Origin of the sequence: Flavobacterium crocinum (assembly GCF_003122385.1) — a bacterium.
In the GTDB taxonomy this organism is placed as follows: Bacteria; Bacteroidota; Bacteroidia; order Flavobacteriales; family Flavobacteriaceae; genus Flavobacterium; species Flavobacterium crocinum.
On the sequence record NZ_CP029255.1, the window covers coordinates 1652753 to 1668906 of the forward strand.

At 33.3% G+C, this 16154-nt stretch carries 12 protein-coding genes; 7 read left to right on the forward strand and 5 right to left on the reverse strand.

What is annotated here, in order from left to right; all coding sequences use genetic code 11:
* The first annotated feature begins 8 nt into the window (after window positions 1-8).
* Window positions 9-2555: a sodium-translocating pyrophosphatase gene (locus HYN56_RS07670; protein ID WP_109191636.1), complete on the forward strand. Its 2547-nt coding sequence runs from the start codon at window positions 9-11 to the stop codon at window positions 2553-2555.
* A 90-nt stretch (window positions 2556-2645) separates the two neighbouring features.
* Here HYN56_RS07670 and HYN56_RS07675 read toward each other — a convergent pair whose 3' ends face one another.
* From HYN56_RS07675 to HYN56_RS07690, 4 genes are all read right to left on the reverse strand, one after another.
* Complete coding sequence (locus HYN56_RS07675; protein WP_109191637.1) at window positions 2646-3014, reverse strand: helix-turn-helix domain-containing protein; 369 nt, start codon at window positions 3012-3014, stop codon at window positions 2646-2648.
* Window position 3015: 1 nt separating this feature from the next.
* Complete coding sequence (locus tag HYN56_RS07680; RefSeq protein WP_109191638.1) at window positions 3016-3312, reverse strand: type II toxin-antitoxin system HigB family toxin; 297 nt, start codon at window positions 3310-3312, stop codon at window positions 3016-3018.
* Window positions 3313-3460: 148 nt separating this feature from the next.
* Window positions 3461-4075, reverse strand: a complete 615-nt coding sequence (locus tag HYN56_RS07685) for a deoxynucleoside kinase (protein WP_109191639.1) — start codon at window positions 4073-4075, stop codon at window positions 3461-3463.
* Window positions 4075-4890: a hypothetical protein gene (locus HYN56_RS07690; protein WP_109191640.1), complete on the reverse strand. Its 816-nt coding sequence runs from the start codon at window positions 4888-4890 to the stop codon at window positions 4075-4077. Before HYN56_RS07690 ends, HYN56_RS07685 begins: the two co-directional genes overlap by 1 nt.
* Window positions 4891-5105: 215 nt before the next feature.
* Between HYN56_RS07690 and HYN56_RS07695 the strand changes: the two genes are divergently transcribed.
* From HYN56_RS07695 to HYN56_RS07705, 3 genes are all read left to right on the forward strand, one after another.
* Window positions 5106-5990, forward strand: a complete 885-nt coding sequence (locus HYN56_RS07695; RefSeq protein ID WP_109191641.1) for a GLPGLI family protein — start codon at window positions 5106-5108, stop codon at window positions 5988-5990.
* A 48-nt stretch (window positions 5991-6038) separates the two neighbouring features.
* Complete coding sequence (locus tag HYN56_RS07700; protein WP_109191642.1) at window positions 6039-8735, forward strand: carboxypeptidase-like regulatory domain-containing protein; 2697 nt, start codon at window positions 6039-6041, stop codon at window positions 8733-8735.
* Between the two features lie 91 nt (window positions 8736-8826).
* Window positions 8827-11082: a hypothetical protein gene (locus HYN56_RS07705; RefSeq protein WP_109191643.1), complete on the forward strand. Its 2256-nt coding sequence runs from the start codon at window positions 8827-8829 to the stop codon at window positions 11080-11082.
* 73 nt (window positions 11083-11155) lie between these two features.
* Here HYN56_RS07705 and metK read toward each other — a convergent pair whose 3' ends face one another.
* The gene (gene metK, locus HYN56_RS07710; protein ID WP_109191644.1) at window positions 11156-12406 is read right to left on the reverse strand and encodes a methionine adenosyltransferase; all 1251 of its coding nucleotides are present in this window, start codon (window positions 12404-12406) and stop codon (window positions 11156-11158) included.
* Between the two features lie 682 nt (window positions 12407-13088).
* On the opposite strand from metK, the gene HYN56_RS07715 reads away from it, so the two are divergent.
* The 3 genes from HYN56_RS07715 (at window position 13089) to HYN56_RS07725 (ending at window position 15983) form a co-directional block, all read left to right on the forward strand.
* The gene (locus HYN56_RS07715) at window positions 13089-13274 is read left to right on the forward strand and encodes a hypothetical protein (protein ID WP_109191645.1); all 186 of its coding nucleotides are present in this window, start codon (window positions 13089-13091) and stop codon (window positions 13272-13274) included.
* Window positions 13275-13356: 82 nt separating this feature from the next.
* Complete coding sequence (locus HYN56_RS07720) at window positions 13357-14661, forward strand: O-acetylhomoserine aminocarboxypropyltransferase/cysteine synthase family protein (protein WP_109191646.1); 1305 nt, start codon at window positions 13357-13359, stop codon at window positions 14659-14661.
* Between the two features lie 233 nt (window positions 14662-14894).
* Window positions 14895-15983 (forward strand): homoserine dehydrogenase family protein, encoded by a 1089-nt coding sequence (locus tag HYN56_RS07725; RefSeq protein WP_109194747.1) that lies wholly within the window; start codon window positions 14895-14897, stop codon window positions 15981-15983.
* Window positions 15984-16154 lie beyond the last annotated feature (171 nt).

The following is a 16154-nucleotide window of genomic DNA, read 5'->3' on the forward strand; positions in this document are numbered from 1 at the left end:
ACTATATTATGAATGCATTTATGATTTACCTGCCAATTGTTATGGCAGTTTTAGGATTACTTTTCATGGGAATAAAAAGGAGTTGGGTTTTAAAACAAGACGCCGGAGACGGTAAGATGAAAGAGATTTCAGATTACATCTACGAAGGAGCCTTAGCCTTCCTCAAAGCTGAATACAAGTTATTAACCATATTTGTAATTATTGCCAGTTTAGCCTTAGCAGGAATTACTTTTATCCCGGGAGTTAAAACACATTTATTAATAGTAATTGCATTTATTTTTGGTGCTTTATTTTCGGCTTATGCAGGAAATATTGGAATGAAAATAGCAACTAAAACAAACGTTAGAACTACTCAGGCAGCGCGTACAAGTTTACCTCAGGCTTTAAAAGTATCTTTTGGCGGAGGAACGGTAATGGGATTAGGTGTTGCAGGGCTGGCGGTTTTAGGATTGACAGCTTTTTTTATAATCTTTTTTAATTTATTTTCTGGCGGTGTCTGGAAAGATACTGATACTATGACGGTTGTTCTGGAAACTTTAGCAGGGTTTTCATTAGGTGCTGAATCAATTGCTTTATTTGCAAGAGTTGGAGGAGGAATCTATACAAAAGCAGCCGATGTTGGTGCCGATTTAGTAGGTAAAGTAGAAGCAGGAATTCCGGAAGATGATCCGCGTAATCCGGCGACAATTGCTGATAATGTTGGAGATAATGTTGGAGACGTTGCGGGAATGGGAGCCGATTTATTTGGTTCTTACGTAGCAACTGTTTTAGCGGCAATGGTTCTTGGAAACTACGTTATAAAAGATATGGGCGGAAGTATTAACGATGCTTTCGGCGGCATTGGGCCAATTTTACTTCCAATGGCAATTGCCGGTTTTGGAATTATATTTTCGATTATCGGGACACTTTTAGTAAAAATTTCAGATGATAATGCCAGAGAAGCTCAAGTACAGAAAGCATTAAATGTAGGAAACTGGGTTTCTATTGTTTTGACTGCTGTGGCTTGTTTCTTCTTAGTACAATATATGCTTCCGGAAACTATGCAAATGAGTTTTTTTGGAGAAGGTTCTAAAGCTATTTCGTCAATGCGAGTTTTCTACGCAACCTTAGTCGGATTAGTGGTTGGAGGAGCTATTTCTTCCGTAACGGAATATTATACAGGATTAGGTACAAAACCAGTATTAGCAATTGTTCAAAAATCATCTACGGGAGCAGGAACAAACGTTATTGCAGGTTTGGCGACAGGAATGATCTCGACATTTCCAACGGTATTGTTATTTGCTGTTGCCATTTGGATTTCTTACGCTTTGGCGGGATTTTATGGAGTGGCATTAGCGGCTTCAGCAATGATGGCTACTACTGCAATGCAATTAGCAATTGATGCATTTGGACCAATTTCTGATAACGCAGGAGGAATTGCTGAAATGAGTGAATTACCAAAAGAAGTTCGTACAAGAACCGATATTTTAGATTCTGTTGGAAATACTACTGCTGCAACTGGAAAAGGGTTTGCTATTGCATCTGCAGCCTTAACATCATTGGCTTTATTTGCAGCTTATGTAACCTTTACCGGAATAGACGGAATTAATATTTTCAAAGCGCCGGTTTTAGCCATGTTATTTGTCGGCGGAATGATTCCTGTGGTTTTCTCTGCTTTAGCAATGAATTCTGTTGGAAAAGCAGCAATGGATATGGTTTACGAAGTACGTCGCCAATTCAAAGAAATTGCCGGAATTATGGAAGGAACTGCAAAACCGGAATACGGAAAATGTGTTGAGATTTCTACAAAAGCCGCTTTACGTGAAATGATGCTTCCTGGAATTTTAACTATCGGATTTCCAATTTTGATTGTATTGATTGGGAAATTGGTTTATTCAGATAATAATCAGTTAATTGCTGAAATGCTAGGAGGGTATATGGCTGGAGTTACTGTTTCGGGTGTTCTTTGGGCAGTTTTCCAAAACAATGCCGGAGGTGCTTGGGATAATGCTAAAAAATCTTTCGAAGCGGGAGTTATGATTAATGGAGAAATGACATACAAAGGTTCAGATGCACATAAAGCGGCTGTGACCGGAGATACTGTTGGAGATCCGTTTAAAGATACTTCAGGACCATCAATGAATATCTTGATTAAATTAACTTGTTTGATTGGATTGGTAATTGCTCCGATTTTAGGAGAAGGTCATTCGCCATCTGATATTGCAGGAAAAGCTTCTTGCTGTGCAAAAACAGAAATGCATGCAGATGGATTTTCTAAATGCGGTGACATGTCTGGAATGACAAAAGAAGAATGTATTAAAATGTGTAAAGAAAAAGGCTGTTCTCCGGAAGAAACTGCTAAATGTTTAGCACATTTTGATAAAACTGGAAAATATCAAAAGACCGATTGTTTTGACACCAGTAGATATGAGAAAAAATCGGTTAGTGTTGAGGTTAAAAATATAAACGGAAAAACTACAGGAACCGTTACTAAAACAGAAAATGGTAAAACAATAACTGAAGTTTTTGAAGGAACAGAAGAAGAAGTTTTGGCGAAAGTGGAAGCAGCAAAATAGAAAATAGATAACTATTCAGACTTATCCTAACAGGTTTTACAAACCTGTTAGGATATCTAAATAAAAAGCCTCCAATTTTGGAGGCTTTTTTTATTGATTCAAAACATATTCTTTAATTAAGGTCGAGGCGGGAATATGAAGTTTTTCATTAAGAACTCTAATTTGTTTTATTGTCAACGCTCTTTTACGATTAAACAATTCTGAAACTCTGGAACGACTATTTAGAATGACTCCCAAATCGGCATCAGTTAAACCATTTTGTTCCATCATAAACTTAATAGCTTCAATTGGATCGGGTTCGGGAATAGGATAATGAATCTCTTCATATTTTTCTATTAATGTAACTAGAATATCGAGCTCATCTCCTTCAGGTGTATCAGGTTTTGCATCAAAAAGAGAATTAGCTCTTTCCAAGGCTAGATTGTAATCTTGCTCTGTTTTTATTGGCTTTATATTCATCTTACATGTTTTTTATGTCTGTTAAATCATCATATTCCTTATGTGTGCCTACAAAGAGAATGTATATGATTTGAGTTTCGTAATTAATCTTTACAATTAAGCGATAATGATTACCACAAATATTGAATACAACTTTATTGTTGCCTATGAAATCTGCTGTTCCAAAGAGTGATTTTATATCATTTGAATTAGCAAAATTATTTTTATCAAATATTTGATACCAAGCTAATAATTGTTGTTTTGAATTTGGGAATCGTTCCCAAAAATTTTGCAACGTTCTTTTGGCTATTATTCTCATACTGTATTTTGCAAATGTAATCATTTTTCCCAAAACGGGAAATTACTTTTTCTAATTATAAAAGTAAGAAAATATTTAAATAAAAAAGCCTCTAAAAATTAATTTAGAGGCTTTCATATATTTTCGTGTAAATCTGTGAAATTAGTGTTTAAAACAAACCGTTTAATTCAGCATCAATCCTGTTAATGATGTCACCTAAATCTTCAGGATTATCAACAAAATTGATATTATCAACATCAATAATCAATAATTTTCCTTTGGAATAAGTCTGAATCCAAGCCTCGTATCTTTCGTTCAAACGGCTCAAATAATCGATCGAAATAGAGTTTTCATACTCTCTCCCTCTTTTGTGAATCTGTCCAACCAAATTTGGAATAGAACTTCTTAGATAAATCAATAAATCGGGAGCTTTTACCAGAGATTCCATTAATTCAAACAAAGAAGTATAATTTTCAAAATCTCGGCTTGTCATTAACCCCATTGCATATAAATTGGGAGCGAAAATATGCGCATCCTCATAAATAGTCCTGTCCTGAATGATTTTTTTTCCGCTTTCGCGAATTTGCTGCACTTGACGGAAACGGCTGTTTAAGAAATAAATCTGAAGATTAAACGACCAGCGTTCCATTTGATGGTAAAAATCATCCAGATACGGATTATCAACAACATCTTCATAATGAGGTTCCCATTTAAAATGTTTGGCTAATAGTTTGGTCAGAGTGGTTTTTCCTGCGCCTATGTTTCCTGCTATTGCTATGTGCATTACGGTGTTACGATTTTATAATTGGAAATATCTGTAGCTGTAAAAATAGATAAAATTTGGTCTTTGTAATAAAAATTGTCAAAGGTTTTTTCTAAAATTTTAATCTCAGAAATTACATCAGAATTTGTTTTATCAAACCCTTTAAAGTACAAAATATTGTCTTTGCTAAAAATATATTGTGATGTACTTATGATTTCGATTTTATTAAAATCAGGTGCTTTTCCGTTCGAAGTTATTTTTCCGAAAATATCACAGGAAAACCAATTATTATTTTTATCAATCCAGTTGAAAGTATTGAAATCCGTTTGATAATATTTAATGGGTTCAGTCAGTGGAATCGAAACGGTTTTATATTCATTTTTTAAATAATCAAAAAGACCAATCTGTTGATTTAAAGTGTTATAAATCCATAACTGATTTTGTGTTGACATTCCGATTGCATCAACTACAATTGGTGTTGGACTCTGTGAGAAATTAATCTCAGTCATTTTATTCAACTGATTGTCTAATAAAACAACACTATTGAAATCTCCATAAAATAAAACAATTTTCAACGGATTTTGAAGATCAACTTTTGTGATTTTTCCCAGAGAAACATTTTTGTATTCAAAAAGTTCAGTTCCTTTAGTTTTACTGAAAACATTGTTTTTAATTTGATAAGAATAGCCAAAAGAGTCATACCCTAAAAAAACATCGGCATTGCTTTTATACTTAGATAATAATTTTGGATTAATACTTGAATCCTGTGCAAACAGTGCATTCGAAGTGCATGAAACAAATAAAATGAATAAAAATAATTGCACTGTTTTTGGCATTGGATATTGATTTACAAGAATACCAAATTACAAAAAAACTGGCATTAGAAATTCATTTTTAGCCTTTAAACCTTTTATAAATCTAATAGTCTAAAAAATAGGCGATTCTGTCTATAGACGGGACGCATTAATATATTTAATTTTTTGAATCTTAAAATAAATAATACATTTGAATGTAAGTTTTTTCTAACTTACCCACTTTTAAAGTAAATAAAATGAGAAAGATATTTTTTTATATGACATTGATGCTTGTTGGGACACAAATTCAGGCTCAAAAAGATTTTCAGGGAATGGCTGTTTACGAATCAAAAACGCAGGCACCTAAGTTTGAAATGCGTGGCAACAGAGATATAACTCCGGAAATGCAGAAAAATATGGAGGAGCGTATGAAAAAAATGCTCGAAAAAACATTTATTTTAAATTTCGACAAATCGGCATCGATTTATAAAGAAGAAGAAAAATTAGACGCACCGGGACAACAAAATGGCATGCGTATGATGTTTGGTTCACTTACCGGTGGTGGAGGAACTTTCTACAAAGACATAAAAACTAAATCGTATACTGTTGATAAGGAATTTATGGGTAAGGAATTTCTTGTGGTAGATTCTCTGCCAAAATTAGACTGGAAATTAGAGCAGGAAACCAAACAAATTGGAGGTTATAACTGCTATAAAGCAACTGCGGTAAAACAAGCCAGTAAAACCGATTTCAGAAACTTCAGACCTAAGAATAATGATGATAAAAAGGATGAGGTTAAAAAGACTTCGGGAGATACTAAAACCAATTTTACAGACAATTTCGAAATCCCAAAAGAGATTGTAGTAACAGCTTGGTATACACCGGAAATTCCGGTTAATCAAGGGCCTGAGAATTATTGGGGACTTCCAGGTTTGATTTTAGAAATAAATGATGGAACAACAACTATTTTATGTTCTAAAGTAGTTTTAAACCCTAAAGATAGAGCACAAATAAAACCTTCTAAAAAAGGAAAAGTAATATCTCAAAAAGAATACGACGAAACGGTAATTAAAAAAATGGAGGAATTTAGAGAAATGAACCGTGGACGCGCAGGCGGACCACCACCTCCAATGGGAAGATAAAACCTTTTAAATTCCAATTTTCAATTTCCAAATTACAATATTCTGATAATGAATAAGACACTTTTTATTTTCGCCTTACTTTTTACTTCTATATGCTTCTCTCAAAGTGTCCGTTTTGACGGTTTGATTCAGGATGAACAGAAAAATCCCTTGGAAATGGCCAACATTATGGCGATTAACAATGGTACAAAAGCAATGGATTCTTATGGAATTACCAATGATAAAGGAAAATTTCAGCTGACTCTAAAACCAAATACTTCTTATATCATAAAAGTGAGCTATCTCGGAATGAAATCCAAAGACATTGCCTTAACTACTAAAAGCGAAAATATTACTCAGAATGTAGTTTTGGATGGAGCCGGAATAGAATTGGAAGGTGTCGAAATTGTTCGTGAAATGCCTGTTTCTATAAAAGGAGATACGATTGTATATAATGCAGATTCATTCAAATCAGGAACAGAAAGAAAATTAGAAGATGTTCTAAAAAAGCTTCCAGGTGTTGAGGTAAATGCCGATGGAGAAATTGAAGTGGAAGGAAAGAAAGTTAGTAAATTAATGGTAGAAGGAAAAGACTTTTTTGACGGGGATACAAAATTAGGCGTTAAAAATATACCGGCAGATGCTATTGATAAAATTCAGGTTTTAAGAAATTACAATGAAGTAAGTCAATTAAAAGGTTTAGAAAACGATCAAGATAATTTGGCTATGAATATTAAACTGAAAGAAGGGAAAAAGAACTTTTGGTTTGGTGATGTAACCGCAGGAATTGGAGTTGGCGAATTGGATAGTCGTTATATTATTAATCCAAAGCTCTTTTATTACAGTCCAAAATACAGTATCAATTTAATTACCAATTTCAATAATATTGGAGAATTGCCTCTTACGGCCCAAGATTATTTTAAATTCACGGGCGGATTTAAAAACCTAATGAAAAAAGGAGGAAGCAGTTTTAATGTTTCTTCTAATGATTTAGGAATTTCACTTTTGAGAAATAACAGGGCTAAAGAAATTGAAACCAAATTTGGAGCAACAAACTTTGCTTATTCAGTTAATAAAGCTTGGAATTTGAGCGGTTTCGGAATTCTTTCGACTTCAAAAACTCAATTAGAAACAAAATCCCAGACCACGATTTTAGATTCCGGAGATCAGCAGAAACGTGACGAAAATACAAGTCAAAAGAATAATTTAGGCCTTTTTAAATTAAGTTCAACCTATAAGCCAAGTGATAAATTTCAGTTTGACTATGATATCTTATCCAAATTGACCAAACAGGAAGAATACTCCGATTTGTTTAGAGAACAGATTGTTCAGAATGTTGCTACGCCGGAAACTATTTATACAACAAAAAAACAAGACCCAACTTCTTTTAATCAGAATTTGAATTTGTATTATACACCAAGTGCCAAAAATATTTTCGCTTTTGAGATGCAGCATTTGTATCAGGATGAAAATCCGTTTTATAATGCCAACTTGCATACAATGCCTTTTAATGATGAAGATTTGACAGGATATAACGTTGATCAATCCAGAAATGATTACAATCAGAATCGTTTTGTAAAAACGAATAAACTGGATGCTAAACTGGATTATTATTATATGGTTACGCCAAAAAGTAATTTCAATGTTACAGTAGGAAATACGTATTCTTATCAAAACTTCAATTCTCATATCTTTCAAATGTTAGATAATGGAGATAGAAATGATTTGAATGATCCGGCGAATAATAACGACGTAGATTACAGATTTAATGATGCTTTTGTAGGCTTTCATTATAAAATCTTAACCGGGAAATTTACTTTAACGCCTGGGGTAAGTCTGCATACCTACCAAATGACAAACGGACAGGAAGGAACAGATTATTCTCAAAGTTTTACCAAAATACTGCCGGATTTCTTCGCTTTATACCAAATCAAAAAATCTGAGACATTGACGTATAATTTCTCTTTGACGAATGATTTTACGGATATTAATCAATTGGCTGCAGGTTATGTTTTATCAGATTACAGTAGTTTATTTCGTGGAAATCGTACTTTAGAAAATGCTACTTCGCAAGTTCATTCGCTTCGTTATTTCAAGTATAATATGTTCAATTTCGAAAACATTTTTGCGAACGCAACTTATACCAGAAAAGTGGACGCCATAAAAACAGAAGCTCAGTTTGATGGAATTAATCAATCTTCAGTTCCCTATAATTCCAATTTAGCCGATGAAACTTTCTCTGGAATGGGGGCTTACGGACGTTCCTTTTTGAAAAATTACAAGGCCTCAGTAAATGCAAGTTTAAACTGGTCAAAGTTTAATAATAAACAAGATGGTAATGTAAGAACAACAGAAAGTTTTGTACAGAGTTACACCGTAAGGGCTTCGACAAATTATAAAAAGCTTCCAAATATCGAATTCGGATACAATCTTTTGGTAAATAAATACAGCGGTTCTACTTTTTACACCGATAAACCATTTGCCAAATTAGATTACTATTTCTTAGACAGTTTTTCTTTTGTTTCGGAATATGAATTCTATCATTATTATAACGGAGATAAATCGGTCGATAACGAATATGATTTCTTAAGTGCAAGTTTAATTTATCAGAAGAAAAACAGTAAATGGGAATACAAAGTTTCAGCTACAAACTTGTTAAATACAAGATATTTGAATGATGATAACTTTACGCAGTTTTCTACAAGAGTTTCACAATATACGGTACAGCCTCGCTACATAATCTTCTCAATGAAATACAATTTATAGATGATTTGGCTGAATTTTGGAGTTAAGACATTTTAATTTTAGTAAGAATGGAATATCTTTACGTCAATATTAATAGCCAAATTTTTATATTATGCGCAATTTTATTTGGAGTTTATTGCTGTTTACTTCGGCAATTTTTACGAGTTTTTCTCAAACAAAAGGCAGCGAAAAAGGAACCTATTTGTCTACAAACAAAGGTCAGAAAATCAAACTCAATTTATTAGACGATAACAAATACGAACTTGTATTCTATTCGGGAGATTATATTGTAAAAGGAGATTCGTTATTATTTGCTAAAAATACTGAAGCACAAACCAGTTTTGACCTTTCTTTTAAAGTAGATAAAAAAGCTAAAAATATAAAAGTAAAGTTTTTAGATCCTTCCTATTATTCATTTTACATAGGAACTCAAAAAGGAAAAGAAGAAGTTAAATACCAAAGACTTTCAGATATTAAGACCAAAATAGATCCGGACTGGGCAAAAACCGATTTGGAATTCGAGATCGAGAAAGCAGACTTTTTGTATTTGGTTTATGAAGAATACGGAGGAAAAAGCAGTGTCAATAAATATGCTTTACCAAAAGATGTTTCTGAAGTGACGATCAACTATGAATTAGCTGTTTTAGGAGATTTGCAGATAGCAGGATTCTTTGACAGAAGTACAAATGAATTGAAAATCTCTGAAAAATCAGGATTGAATCCGTTGGTTTTTATTAATGAAAAAGACCCGCAGCCAGCTAAGAAAACAGCAAAGGTTCTTCCTCTTGAAAGTCAGTCTGTTTCCAATTGGACTTATCCCGGGAAAGAAGATGCTTTACTGAGTGATGATTTCGGAACAGGGCTTGTTGCGACCGATAGTGTTGCTACAGCAGCAGCTGACTATTCTATTCCTCCGCCAGCATATACACGTTACGACTTTAAATTAAAAGTTGAAAACAGCTTAAAAAAAGCAATTGACGCAACAAAAGGTTCTGCCAATAAATTTTTGGTTGTGTATGCTGATAGTAATACTAAGCCAGCAAAAGAGAGTTTTGATGCTATCGTAAAAGAGCAGGAAACACAGACAGGATATAATATGTATGATAAATATGTCGCTCTTTACGATGTTTATAATTTTTATTTGGCTGGAGCCGATGATAAAAAATGGCTTAAAACCAATAAAATTACCAACGATCCAAGTGTGCTTGTTTTAAATGGAGAAGGAAATATAATAGCTGTTGCAAAATCTGATTTAACAGCACAGCAGTATCAGTTTGGCTATTATAGTGAATTTTACAGACAGCTTTTGAGAGCAGATGCTTTAATCTCAGTTAATAATGCTGTAAAAAATAAGAAAGCAACGGATGCAGATTTAATCAATGCTTTTAATAAAACGGTTCTATTAGAAACTACCTATAATTATGATCCGGTAGCTCCTGCAGATGATATTAATTCTAAAGAATTTGTGATTACCAAAACAACAGTAGATCAAAAGGAAGTAACAGCAGCCTGGAAAAAATTAATTGAATCACACCAAAAAGATAAGACTGCTAATTTGTATTTAGCAGAAATAATTGTAAAAGAGATCAAAAATCAAGGATTTACAAAACAGCTTTTCAACCAGGACAGAATCTTAAATGATACCGATTTCCTTGCAATTGATTATTTGTTGAAGCATTCTGAAGAGATTGAAAAAAATCGTACTGACTTCAATAGTAAAGAAGGAGAATTGCATACACTTGGAAATATTGTTTCTGAGATTTCTAATGCATTGCAGCAAAATGTTTATACTTCTCAGGATGGAGTTACAGGAGAAATTAATAAAGAAAAGGTAAACTCGGTTTATAAAAAGATAATTGAATCCGGTAAAGGCAATTTTGAAGCCTACAAAAATTACTTTGATTATCTGTCGATGGCTGAAGATCAGGATACTTCGAATACCACCTATTTAAGAGAATTCAACACCTATTTTAATGCAAATCTGGCTGGAGGAAATCCAATAGAAAAATTAGATGCAATTTATTCAACAATAGATTCAAATTCAAGTTATTCTTATGATGGATGGAATGCTTTTAAAGAGTATCATTCAAATCTGTGTAACAATGCAGCATGGACAGTAGTTACAAAAGCTCAAAATTCCAGCTTCCTAAAAGATGCCATAAAATGGTCTGAATACAGTTTATTGGTAACCAAAAACAATCCATATTATTTGGATACTTTGGCTCAGTTGTATTATAAAGACGGACAGAATGAAAAAGCCATCGCAACGCAGACTTTAGCTGTAAAATATTTAGATGCAAACATGGATGGGGTTACAGCAACTGATATAAAAGATACCTTAACAAAAATGCAAAACGGAACATATTAAGGAATAAATAATAATAAAAAGAAAGGCTGTCTAAAATTATAGACAGCCTTTTTTATTTTGAATTTAGATTGAATTACAATCCAAATGCAGCTTTTACCTGGTCAACAAAGTCAAGTTTTTCCCATGTAAACAATTCAACAGTAACTGTTTTTTCTTGTCCGCCTGGAGCGTGGAAAGTTTTAGTTACAGTTTCTGGTTTACGTCCCATGTGTCCGTAAGCAGCAGTTTCGCTGTAAATTGGGTTCCTTAATTTTAATCTTTGCTCAATAAAGTACGGACGCATATCAAAGATTGCTTCTACTTTTTTAGCGATTTCACCGTTAGTTAAGTTTACTTTAGAAGTTCCGTAAGTTTCAATGAAAATTCCCATTGGTTCAGCAACTCCAATTGCGTAAGAAACCTGAACTAAGATTTCGTCAGCAACACCTGCAGCAACTAAGTTTTTAGCGATATGACGAGTTGCATAAGCAGCACTTCTGTCTACTTTACTTGGATCTTTTCCAGAGAATGCACCACCACCGTGAGCACCTTTTCCACCGTAAGTATCAACGATAATTTTTCTTCCAGTTAAACCAGTATCTCCATGAGGTCCTCCGATAACGAATTTTCCTGTTGGGTTAATGTGGTAGTTGATTTTATCGTTAAATAAGTGAGCGTGCTCTGGGTTCTTAGCGATAATTCTAGGAATCAAGATTTCAACAATATCTTTTTTGATTTTAGCCAACATTGCCGCTTCTTCATCAAAATCATCATGTTGAGTAGAGATAACAATCGCATCGATACGAGTTGGTTTGTTGTCGTCGCTGTATTCTAAAGTTACCTGAGATTTAGCATCTGGACGTAAATAAGAGATTTCTTTGTTTTCTCGTCTTAAAATTGCTAACTCTTGTAATAATTTATGAGATAAATCTAATGCCAATGGCATGTAGTTTTCAGTTTCATTTGTAGCGTAACCAAACATCATTCCCTGGTCACCTGCACCTTGCTCTTCTGGCTTAGCTCTGTCAACACCTTGGTTAATGTCTGCAGACTGCTCGTGAATTGCTGAAAGAATTCCACAAGAATTCGCTTCAAACATATATTCACTTTTAGTATATCCAATTTTACGGATTACCTCACGTGCAATATGCTGTACATCTAGATAAGTATTCGATTTTACTTCACCTGCTAAAATTACCTGACCAGTTGTAACTAATGTTTCACAAGCTACTTTTGAGTCAGCGTCAAATGCCAAAAAGTTGTCAATTAAAGCGTCCGAAATTTGATCTGCAACTTTGTCTGGATGCCCTTCACTAACAGATTCTGACGTAAATAAATAAGCCATAATAATGTAATAAAAATGTATTAATTTTAAATTTAAGCGAGGAAATGATTGCTAAAAAGGGCTAAAGGAGAGTGTCTGCTTTAGCATTTTTTACTGCTGAAAGGATTCTTTCGGCATTCATAATGAATCATTTCATTATGAAGAGGTTGCAATCAGTTCAAATTTTTCCTCTGTTTCGGGTGCAAAGGTATAAAACCATTTTGATTTGCAAATTAAAGTTCAACTTTTTTTATTTTTTATAGCAGAAATTTAACAATAGCATAGTATTTTGATAGGGTAATGGAAAATAATTTGATTTTTGTTTGGTGGTTTGAAAAAAAGTTCTCAAATTTGCCCTGTAAAACAATAAGAAAATGAATTTAACTGCTAAAAATATGTGTTGTATGATGTCGGAACAATCCGCAGAGTAACTCTATTGTTTAGTACTTAAGTCTACAAAATACAATAAGAACCTCTGCCCAACAGCAGAGGTTTTTTTATTAAATCAAAAATTAAAGTAATTAAGAAATGAAAAATTCAACAGTAAATAAAATGATGATGTGTTGTAAGATGCCAATGTGTATCCAAAGTTGCTGTTGCCAAAAGTGAAAGATCGAATCTTTGTTATAGTTTCAACTATAAGCCCTTTTGGTAAGCCATCCGAAAGGGCTTTTTTTATTTCAAACTCTTAAAATTTTAAATCATGAATACATTAGATATCAATACAATTGCATTTCAATACTTATTAAGAAATAATTCTTTAAATAATAATACTGAAGAATCATCAGAAACGGTAAAATACAATCCGGAACAAAGTGTTAAAACTCAAAAATCATTACTGTTTCATTTGTATGATTTAGAAGAAGCTGCAGAAGATCTTTTTGCTTAAATCAAATACAAGAACAATTTTAAAAATCAATATCAATTAAAATATATAAACGTATTAACAATACCTAAAAAACTAAGAAATCATGAGCACACAAAAATTCGCAACAAACGCACTTCACGCAGGACACGACGTAACTAAAAACGCAGGAACCAGAGCCGTGCCTATTTATCAAACATCTTCATACGTATTTAATAATGCAGATCATGCAGCCAATTTATTTGGTCTAGCCGAAGCAGGATTTATCTACACAAGATTGAACAATCCAACAAACGATGTTTTAGAACAGCGACTTGCCGCACTTGAAGGTGGAATAGGAGCTGTAGTAACTGCTTCTGGAGCATCGGCAATTTCGACCACTTTATTGACTTTGCTAAAAGCTGGAGATCATATCGTAGCGTCGAACAGCTTATATGGAGGAACGTATAATCTTTTAAAAGTTACATTACCAAGATTAGGAATCACAACCACATTTGTAGATCCGTCAAAACCGGAAAACTTTACTAAGGCAGCAAAAGAAAATACAAGAGCTTTCTTTGTGGAATCTCTTGGAAATCCAAAATTAGACGTTTTGGATTTAAAAGGAATTTCGGTGCAAGCCAAAGCATTCAAAGTGCCATTTATAGTAGATAATACAGTTGCGACACCTTATTTATTAAACCCAATTAAATACGGTGCCGATATTGTAATTCACTCCTTAACTAAATATATCGCTGGAAACGGAACTTCATTAGGAGGCGTTATTGTTGATGCCGGAAATTTTGACTGGGCAAACGGAAAATTCCCTGAATTTACAGAACCATCTGCAGGTTACCACGGATTAGTATATCATGAAGCTTTAGGAAATGCGGCTTTTATTGCAAAAGTTCGAATTGAAGGGCTGCGTGATTTTGGTGCCGCTTTGAGTCCGTTTAATGCTTTTCAGATTATTCAAGGTTTGGAAACACTTCCAATTCGAATTAAGAAGCACAGCGAAAATGCTTTGGCTTTGGCTGAATGGTTAGAGAAACAAGATGAGGTGGTTTGGGTAAACTATCCAGGACTGAAATCAAATAAATATTATGATTTAGCTAAAGAATATCTGCCTGAAGGTCAAAGCGGTATTATCACTTTTGGACTTAAAGGAGGTTTTGACGCTGCTAAAAAAGTGGTAGATGATACTAAATTATTTTCTCTGCTGGCTAATATTGGTGATACAAAATCATTAATCATTCATCCGGCAAGTACGACGCATCAGCAATTAACAGATGAAGAACAAATCGAAACAGGAGTTTCTAAAGATTTGGTTCGTCTGTCTGTGGGAATTGAAGATATAGAGGATTTAATTGCTGATCTGCAAGCTGTTTTTGAAAGTGTTTCGCTTTCGCAATACAGCATCAATAAGAACTAGGTTTTTTTGTTTTTTGTTTGAAAGATTGCCTTTAGCGAGTGGTTTTGCTAAAGGTAATTTTTTATGAAAAACATCTTTATAAATTAAACCATATAAGTAATATAAGTTCATTTTAGAAAAAATGCACTGTAGAGACGCACAGCAGTGCGTCTAATTTTAAATCAAAGAACTGCTATATACACGGCAATTAAATGAACTTATTATTGCTTATATGGTTTCAAAAATTAAAAATTATGTCAAAGCTTAAAATAAATATCATCCTTTTTGGAATTGGGAATATCGGAAGTACTTTGATTAATCAGATTATCGAAAGTCAGGAATTTTTTCTGGAAAGTAAAAATGTCGATTTTCATTTTCCAATTATAACCAATTCGACGGTCGCTTTTTTTGAAAAAGAAGGAGTAGGTTATGCCTGGGAAACCAATTTCAGACAATTGGCAGTTCCTTTTAAAGTAGAAGATATAGTCGAATTTGCACAAGAAAATGAATTCGAAAACCTGATTGCCGTAGATGCAACAGCAAGTGATGAATTGGTGAAACATTATAATACGTTAATCAAAAACGGATTTAATATCGTTGCTGTAAACAAAAAAGCCAATACACTTCCGATAGACTTATACAAAGAACTAAGGGCTGATCTTAAAAAGTATGACAAAGAATTTCTATATGAAACTTCAGTAGATACCGGAATTCCGGTTTTGCAGACTTTGAGAGATTTGTATTATTCCGGAGAAAAAATCACCAAGATTCGGGGCGTTTTCTCAGATAATTTGAGTTATGTCTTCAATAGATTTTCGGCAGAAGATGTTTCGTTTTCTTCAGTTTTAAAAGATGCCAGTCTTTTAGGATTAATGAAATCTACATTTAAAGAAGATTTATCCGGAAATGACACAGCAAGAAAGCTTTTGATATTGGCCAGAGAAATCGGAAAAGATTTTGAGTTTTCAGACATTCAGATAAAACCCTTTATCACAGATGAGCACCTGGAAAAAAATGGGGTGCTGAATAAAGATGCTATCGACAAATCTTTTAAAGTCGCTAAGATTACACAGGCAGAAAATCATGTTTTAAGATACATTGGTGAATTTGATGTCGAGAAAAACAAATTGGAAGTCAAATTGATTTCGGAACCTGCTGATTCTCCAATTGGAAAATTAAAAGGATCCGATACCATTTTTGAAATTTTCACACAATCTTACGCCAATGTTCCAATTGTGATTCAGAGTGCTTCTGCTTGTAAACAAGCAATTTCAAGAGGAATAATAGCCGATATTCTAAAAGTAACCGAAAAAATTAGAAATAAAGAAGCTGTATGGTTGTAATAATTTGAAAAAAATATACTGAAAATCAATTAATTGTTCTTTGATAAACTGATGCGTTAAGGAATTTTAGAAAGTTAAAATTTGTAATTTTTGTAAGTTTTTTACTTTATTTTATCATGATTGCTGTTTTTTGCAATTTTTTTTAACACAAAACAATAGTTTTTTAACGTT

Excerpts from the sequence above, each read along its gene's own strand:
- HYN56_RS07670 (WP_109191636.1), top strand. The coding sequence starts at position 9 with ATGAATGCATTTATGATTTACCTGCCAATTGTTATGGCAGTTTTAGGA.
- HYN56_RS07675 (WP_109191637.1), bottom strand. The coding sequence starts at position 3,014 with ATGAATATAAAGCCAATAAAAACAGAGCAAGATTACAATCTAGCCTTG.
- HYN56_RS07680 (WP_109191638.1), bottom strand. The coding sequence starts at position 3,312 with ATGAGAATAATAGCCAAAAGAACGTTGCAAAATTTTTGGGAACGATTC.
- HYN56_RS07685 (WP_109191639.1), bottom strand. The coding sequence starts at position 4,075 with ATGCACATAGCAATAGCAGGAAACATAGGCGCAGGAAAAACCACTCTG.
- HYN56_RS07690 (WP_109191640.1), bottom strand. The coding sequence starts at position 4,890 with ATGCCAAAAACAGTGCAATTATTTTTATTCATTTTATTTGTTTCATGC.
- HYN56_RS07695 (WP_109191641.1), top strand. The coding sequence starts at position 5,106 with ATGAGAAAGATATTTTTTTATATGACATTGATGCTTGTTGGGACACAA.
- HYN56_RS07700 (WP_109191642.1), top strand. The coding sequence starts at position 6,039 with ATGAATAAGACACTTTTTATTTTCGCCTTACTTTTTACTTCTATATGC.
- HYN56_RS07705 (WP_109191643.1), top strand. The coding sequence starts at position 8,827 with ATGCGCAATTTTATTTGGAGTTTATTGCTGTTTACTTCGGCAATTTTT.
- metK (WP_109191644.1), bottom strand. The coding sequence starts at position 12,406 with ATGGCTTATTTATTTACGTCAGAATCTGTTAGTGAAGGGCATCCAGAC.
- HYN56_RS07715 (WP_109191645.1), top strand. The coding sequence starts at position 13,089 with ATGAATACATTAGATATCAATACAATTGCATTTCAATACTTATTAAGA.
- HYN56_RS07720 (WP_109191646.1), top strand. The coding sequence starts at position 13,357 with ATGAGCACACAAAAATTCGCAACAAACGCACTTCACGCAGGACACGAC.
- HYN56_RS07725 (WP_109194747.1), top strand. The coding sequence starts at position 14,895 with ATGTCAAAGCTTAAAATAAATATCATCCTTTTTGGAATTGGGAATATC.